The sequence below is a fragment of the uncultured Clostridium sp. genome (assembly GCF_937920395.1).
Lineage (GTDB): Bacteria > Bacillota > Clostridia > Clostridiales > Clostridiaceae > Clostridium_AD.
In genome coordinates this window covers 1-6,516 of the sequence record NZ_CALEVF010000181.1, presented here as the reverse complement: position 1 = coordinate 6,516, position 6,516 = coordinate 1, and the positions used below count along the sequence as shown (strand labels likewise).

The following is a 6,516-nucleotide window of genomic DNA, read 5'->3' as shown; positions in this document are numbered from 1 at the left end:
ACAGTGGAAAATCTGAGGAACTTATACGTAGAATAAGAAGAACTAAAATTGCAAAGCAGAAAGTACAGGTTTTTAAACCGGAAATTGATAATAGATATAGTAAGGATGATGTGGTATCTCACTGTGGAGAGAAGGAAGAAGCTGTTAGAGTTAAGGATAGTGCACAAATATTAGAACTTTTAGATGCTGATACACAAGTTATTGCAATAGATGAGGTACAATTTTTCGACAAGGGCATTATAGACATAATTACATCACTTGCGGATGATAATAAAAGAGTTATATGCGCAGGCCTTGATATGGATTTTAGAGGTGAACCGTTTGGACCTATACCAGCACTACTCGCAATAGCAGAATTTGTTGATAAAATCCAGGCGATTTGCGTAGTGTGTGGTAATCCCGCTACTAGAACTCAACGTTTAATTAATGGGAAACCAGCTAAATATGAAGATAAAATAGTATTAATTGGGGCTACAGAGTCTTATGAAGCGAGATGTAGAAAGTGTCACATTGTGCCTAAAGAGGGGGATTAATTATGGCTAGAAATACAAGCGTGGGAGGCCAAGCGGTAATTGAAGGGGTTATGATGAGAGGCCTAGCAGGAATTGCAACTGCTGTGAGAACTGAGCAAGGAGAAATTGTAGTTGAGAAAAAAGAATATAGATCATATACTAAAAAGAACAAGTTAGTAGGACTACCAATAATAAGAGGATTCATTGCTTTAATTGAATCATTAGTTATAGGGGTGAAGACCTTGAATTATTCGGCGTCTTTTTTTGAAGAGGAAGGTGAACCTTCAAAATTAGATAAATGTATAGAAAAATTGTTTAAAGAAAAAAGTAATGATGTAGTTATGGGGGTATCTCTTATAATTTCTTTGGCTCTATCCATTGGATTATTTTTTATTGTTCCAACTTTAGTTGCTAATTTGTTTAGTAAATTAGGTACAGGTACAATGGGTATGAATATCGTAGAGGGAATTATTAGAGTTTTGATATTTTTGTCATATGTGTATCTAATAGGAAAAATGGAAGATATTAAGAGAGTATATGAGTATCACGGTGCAGAACATAAAACTATATTTTGTTATGAGAACGAAGTTGAATTAACTCCAGAAAATGCAGCTAAATTTGGAAGACTACATCCAAGATGTGGAACAAATTTTTTATTCTTAGTTATGATAGTTAGCATTATAGTGTTTTCTTTAACTGGTTGGAACTCAATTGGGGAGCGAATAATGTATAGAATTATATTACTTCCTTTGATTTCAGGTATAAGTTATGAAATTATTAAATGGATGGGGAAAAGCAAGAGTAACTTAGCGAAAATTCTTTCTTATCCGGGATTAAAATTACAAAATTTAACCACAAGAGAACCCGATTTATCTCAATTAGAGGTGGCAATAAGTGCGCTTAAAGCTGCAGAGGGAATAGCAGAGTGATTAGTATATTGTTAGTATAATGAATGGTTATATTAAAAGAATGGAGGTTGTGAAAAATTAATATAGTTGAAAAAAATACTATACAGGAAGTGCTTTTAGAGTCATATGAAATTTTAAAAAAGGTTAAGATTGAGAGTTATTTGTTAGATTCACAACTTTTACTTGGTAAAGTTTTAAATAAAGATAAATTATTCGTAATGATTAATAGAGAATTTAAACTTAATATAAATCAGAAAAATGAGTTTCTTCGATTGATTGAGATTAGAAAAAATAAAATGCCTATAAAATACATTCTTGGTGAGTGTGAATTCATGGGTATGAATTTTATAGTAAAACCAGGAGTTTTAATACCAAGACCTGATACTGAAATTTTAGTTGAGGAAGTAATTAAATATGTAAAGGGAAAAGGCTTCACGCAAATATGTGATGTTTGTACTGGAAGTGGTGCCATTGGTATATCGATAGCTGAATTTATTAAAGAAGTTAACGTAACGCTTTATGATATATCAGAAGAGGCTTTAGCAGTTGCTAGATTAAATATAGATAGATTTAACTTGTCTAAAAGAATTAGTATAGATAATAGTGATTTGCTAAAAGAGGCAATTGATAAGCAGAAGAAATTTGAGGTAATAGTATCTAATCCACCATACATAAAAAAAGATATTATACCTACGTTGATGGAGGATGTAAAGGGCTATGAACCATTTATAGCTCTATGTGGTGGGGAGGATGGTCTTGATTTCTATAGGAGAATCACAAAAGAAAGTGTGTTAGTTTTACAAAGAGGTGGGCTTTTAGCTTTCGAAATAGGATATGATCAAAAGGAAGCAGTTACGAATATCTTACTTAAATCAGGATTTAAAAATATAGAATGTGTTAAAGACTTATCGGGAAATGATAGGGTTATTAAAGCCACTTTACTAGATTAGTTACTTAGCAAAATAGTAGTTTTAAAAAGGTAATAATTAGGTGAATACAATTTGTATATTGTATTTGGGTGTGATATAATTAAGAATGTGAAAATATATATACGGAGTGATAAAAATGTTAGATAGACTTGATTTTACGGAAAATAAATATGATGAACTTTCAATAAAAATTGGCGATCCATTGGTTATTGCTAACCAAAAGGAATGGCAAAAATTATGTAAAGAACATGCAGGACTCGAAATAATTGTTACAAAATATAGAATATATAAAAAAGCTAAACAAGATTTAGAAACAAATAAAGAAATGCTTAAAGAAGAATCAGATAAAGAAATGAAAGATATGATTCAAGAGGAAATTAAAGATTTAAATGAAATTAAGGAAACAACCCAAGAAGAATTAAGAATTTTACTTTTGCCTAAGGACCCAAATGATGAGAGAAATGTATTTGTGGAAATTAGAGCAGGAGCTGGTGGAGATGAAGCGGCACTATTTGCAGCAAATCTATTTAGAATGTATACAAGATATGCAGAGCGTCATAGATGGAAAGTTGAAGTTATGAGTGCCAATGAAACTGATATTGGTGGATTTAAAGAAATAGTGTTTATGATAAAAGGTGAATCTACATACAGTAAATTCAAATATGAAAGTGGAGTGCATAGAGTTCAAAGAGTTCCAGACACAGAGTCAAGTGGAAGAATTCATACATCTACAGCCACTGTAGCGGTACTTCCTGAAGTTGATGATGTAGATATTGAAGTTAATGCTAATGATTTAAGAATAGATGTGTTTAGAGCGTCAGGTAATGGAGGACAATGCGTTAATACAACAGATTCAGCAGTAAGAATGACGCATATTCCAACAGGACTTGTAGTTTCTTGTCAGGATGAGAAATCTCAGTTAAAGAATAAAGAAAAAGCTTTGAAAATACTAAAATCTAGATTGTTTGACAGAGCAGAAGCGGAGAGATCAGCAGGGATAGCTGAAGAGAGAAAAAGTCAAGTAGGTACTGGAGACAGAAGTGAGAGGATAAGAACATATAATTATCCTCAAGGAAGGATAACGGATCATAGAATCGGTTTAACCTTGTATAAATTAGATGCTTTTCTTGATGGAGATATAGATGAAATGCTGAACAGCTTAATAACTGCTGACCAAGCAGAAAAGATGAAAGCAATGGGTAATAATAACTAAGATATTACTATGAGTGAAAGGTGAAATTATGAATATAAATAAAGCCATTAGAAAGCAAAAAAAAACTTATAAAAGGTTTATGCTGTCGATGTGCTTTATTTTTATTTTATTACCAATTGTATTAAGGGTATCAAATATTATTAACATTTTTTTTATAATTTATTTGATTTGCATAGAGGTAATGATTACTTTTGTGCTACTTCTTAGAATTAATGAGGAATGTATTGATTTCAAACAGAATGGTTATAAAATAATTATATGGTGTGGAATAACAAAAGTTAAATTTATCATTATATGCAGAAAAGTTGATTTAGTACATACGCAGGGTCATGGTAGAAATTTAAAGATTATTATAATAACAAAATCGGGGTTTAGGAATAAAAGAATTCGTCCTGTGGATATAAATTTTTTTATGAAATACCCTTATATAGCTAAAATGTATATTGAAATTAAGCTACAAAATCCAGAAAAAACATATTTCTATATTGTGATTAATAATGGTGGATTTAGAAAATATAGTTTATTAAATGAGTTATATAAAACTTGCGACCAAGCAGTATTTTCAGATGATGCAATAGAAAATATAAAAGAATATAGAGATTAAGGTTTTAAAACTAAGAGGTGTAAGGATGGATACAAAAATTATAATTTTAGATGTAAATAATATTGCACGGGATATAATTAATGAGGCCGGTCAAGTTATAAAAGATGGTGGATTAGTTGCGTTTCCTACAGAAACGGTTTATGGTCTTGGAGCAAATGCCTTAGATAAAAATGCAGTAGAAAAGATTTTCAAGGCTAAAGGTAGACCGCAGGATAATCCACTTATTGTGCATGTAGCTAATTGTAATATAGAGAACCTAGTTAAGGAAGTACCCAATATAGCAAATGAAATAATGAGTAAATATTGGCCAGGACCAATAACATTAATTTTTAATAAGTCTGAGTTGATTCCTGATACTACCAGTGCAGGCCTTAAAACTGTAGGCATACGTATGCCATCAAGTATTATTGCAAGAAAACTTATTGAAGCAGCTGGAACGCCTATAGCGGCTCCATCAGCAAATATATCTGGTAGACCGAGTCCAACAGAGGTAGAAAGTTGTATTGAAGATTTAAGTGGTAAGATAGAATATATTTTAGGTGGAGAGAAAAGCCAAATAGGCCTTGAGTCAACGATAGTTGATTGTACATGTAATCCTCCATGCATACTTAGACCAGGAGCTATAACTCTTGAGATGTTGAAAGAGATAGACGATAGAATATATATTGATAAGAGTATAATGTCTAAACCTAAGAAAGATTTTAAACCTAGAGCACCAGGCATGAAATATAGGCATTATGCACCAAAAGCTCCAGTAAAAATTATATCTGGAGACATAGAAAAAACTATTGCAAAAATCAATGAAATAGTGCAAACTAATATGGGTAACAAAAAAATTGGAATTATTGCAACAGATGAAACAAAAGATAAATATCCTTATGGCACTGTTGTTTCATTGGGTAATAGAAAACAGTTAGATACTGTGGGTAGAAATCTTTTTGAAGTATTAAGAAGTTTTGATGCTATAGACGTAGATTTAATATTATCAGAAGCATTTGAGGAAAAAGGTTTAGGATATGCTATAATGAATAGGCTTAAGAAATCCGCAGGTTTTGATATAACCTACGTATAGGTAAATAAAACCTGTAATTTGCAGATCTTTTAGTAAAATATAAGGAGGGTGACTATGGACATATTATATGCTTGTAATAAAAAAATGAAAAGAAGCTATAGCTTAGAAGCTATTTTCAATAAAATGTGTATTATAAATAACATAGTCCCCCAGGGTAGAAACATTTTAGCCCATTTGAAGCAAATTATTGGAATAAAAAATAATGTGTATTTATTATTTGATAAGATATGGAAGATAGTAGCATTTAAGTAGTTTGTTTAAATGCCGATATCTTCTTTTTTTGTAATATTATATATTATAACAAAAAAATATTTTAGGAGGTGCTTTATAATGAGAATAGCATTGGGTAGTGATCATGGCGGGTTGAGTTTAAAAAAAGAAATAATTAAACATTTAAAGAGTGAAAATATTGAGATAACAGACTTTGGTACTCATACTGAAGATTCCTGTGATTATCCAGATTATGCACTAAAAGTTTCAGAGGAAGTAGTAGCAGGAAACTTTGAATTAGGAATACTCGTATGTGGTACAGGTATAGGAGTAAGCATTTGTGCTAATAAAGTACCTGGAATACGAGCTGCACTGTGCGGTGATACATTCAGCGCCCATGCAACGCGTGAGCATAATAATGCTAACATACTTACTCTAGGAGAGAGAACTATTGGAACAGGACTCGCAATAGATATAGTAGATACTTTTATTAACGCTAAATTTTTAGGCGAAAGGCATCAAAGAAGAATTGATAAAATTACTGAGATTGAAAAAAAATATAGTAAATAAAATATTAGGAGGAAACACATATGAGTAAAGTAACACAAATTACACATCCACTTATACAGCATAAATTGGCATACATCAGGGACAAAAATACAGGCTCAAAGTATTTTAGAGAGTTAGTTGAAGAAGTTGCAATGCTTATGGCTTATGAAGTTACGCGTGATATACAATTAGAAGAAGTAGAAATTGAAACTCCAATTTGTACTACTAAATGTAAAGTTCTAACAGGAAAGAAAATGGCTATAGTACCAATACTTAGAGCGGGACTTGGAATGGTTGATGGTGTACTAAAACTTATACCAGCAGCTAAGGTTGGACACATAGGAATGTATAGAGATGAGGCAACTCTTCAACCAATTGAATATTTCTGTAAATTACCTCAGGATATCAGTGAAAGAGATGTAATCATTACAGATCCTATGATTGCGACCGGTGGTTCTGCAATAGATGCAATTTCAGCTCTTAAGAAAAGAGGAGCAAAGAATATAAGAATTATGTGTC

Annotated in this window: 9 protein-coding genes; all 9 read left to right on the top strand. The window is 31.6% G+C overall.

The window, feature by feature from the left end; translation table 11 throughout:
• Positions 1–533: thymidine kinase (locus tag Q0649_RS11720; RefSeq protein ID WP_298841953.1), on the top strand; the 533-nt coding region annotated here is incomplete at its 5' end.
• A gap of 2 nt (positions 534–535) precedes the next feature.
• Positions 536–1,441 (top strand): DUF1385 domain-containing protein, encoded by a 906-nt coding sequence (locus tag Q0649_RS11715; protein ID WP_298841950.1) that lies wholly within the window; start codon positions 536–538, stop codon positions 1,439–1,441.
• An 89-nt stretch (positions 1,442–1,530) separates the two neighbouring features.
• Positions 1,531–2,370 (top strand): peptide chain release factor N(5)-glutamine methyltransferase, encoded by an 840-nt coding sequence (gene prmC, locus Q0649_RS11710; RefSeq protein WP_298841947.1) that lies wholly within the window; start codon positions 1,531–1,533, stop codon positions 2,368–2,370.
• Positions 2,371–2,485: 115 nt separating this feature from the next.
• On the top strand, positions 2,486–3,562 hold the full coding sequence (gene prfA, locus Q0649_RS11705; protein WP_298841943.1) for a peptide chain release factor 1: 1,077 nt from the start codon (positions 2,486–2,488) through the stop codon (positions 3,560–3,562).
• Positions 3,563–3,743: 181 nt separating this feature from the next.
• Entirely contained in the window at positions 3,744–4,166 is a 423-nt protein-coding gene (locus Q0649_RS11700) for a hypothetical protein (RefSeq protein WP_298841940.1), read from the top strand.
• A 25-nt stretch (positions 4,167–4,191) separates the two neighbouring features.
• Positions 4,192–5,238, top strand: a complete 1,047-nt coding sequence (locus Q0649_RS11695) for an L-threonylcarbamoyladenylate synthase (RefSeq protein ID WP_298841937.1) — start codon at positions 4,192–4,194, stop codon at positions 5,236–5,238.
• Positions 5,239–5,292: 54 nt separating this feature from the next.
• Positions 5,293–5,490, top strand: a complete 198-nt coding sequence (locus Q0649_RS11690) for a hypothetical protein (RefSeq protein ID WP_298841934.1) — start codon at positions 5,293–5,295, stop codon at positions 5,488–5,490.
• A gap of 78 nt (positions 5,491–5,568) precedes the next feature.
• Positions 5,569–6,018, top strand: a complete 450-nt coding sequence (gene rpiB / locus Q0649_RS11685; protein ID WP_298841931.1) for a ribose 5-phosphate isomerase B — start codon at positions 5,569–5,571, stop codon at positions 6,016–6,018.
• A gap of 20 nt (positions 6,019–6,038) precedes the next feature.
• Positions 6,039–6,516 (top strand): uracil phosphoribosyltransferase (gene upp / locus Q0649_RS11680; protein WP_298841929.1); only part of this gene is annotated, 478 nt, incomplete at its 3' end.

Coding starts and splice junctions, on each gene's coding strand:
- rpiB (WP_298841931.1), top strand. CDS start 5,569: ATGAGAATAGCATTGGGTAGTGATCATGGCGGGTTGAGTTTAAAAAAA.
- Q0649_RS11715 (WP_298841950.1), top strand. CDS start 536: ATGGCTAGAAATACAAGCGTGGGAGGCCAAGCGGTAATTGAAGGGGTT.
- Q0649_RS11695 (WP_298841937.1), top strand. CDS start 4,192: ATGGATACAAAAATTATAATTTTAGATGTAAATAATATTGCACGGGAT.
- Q0649_RS11700 (WP_298841940.1), top strand. CDS start 3,744: ATGATTACTTTTGTGCTACTTCTTAGAATTAATGAGGAATGTATTGAT.
- prfA (WP_298841943.1), top strand. CDS start 2,486: ATGTTAGATAGACTTGATTTTACGGAAAATAAATATGATGAACTTTCA.
- Q0649_RS11690 (WP_298841934.1), top strand. CDS start 5,293: ATGGACATATTATATGCTTGTAATAAAAAAATGAAAAGAAGCTATAGC.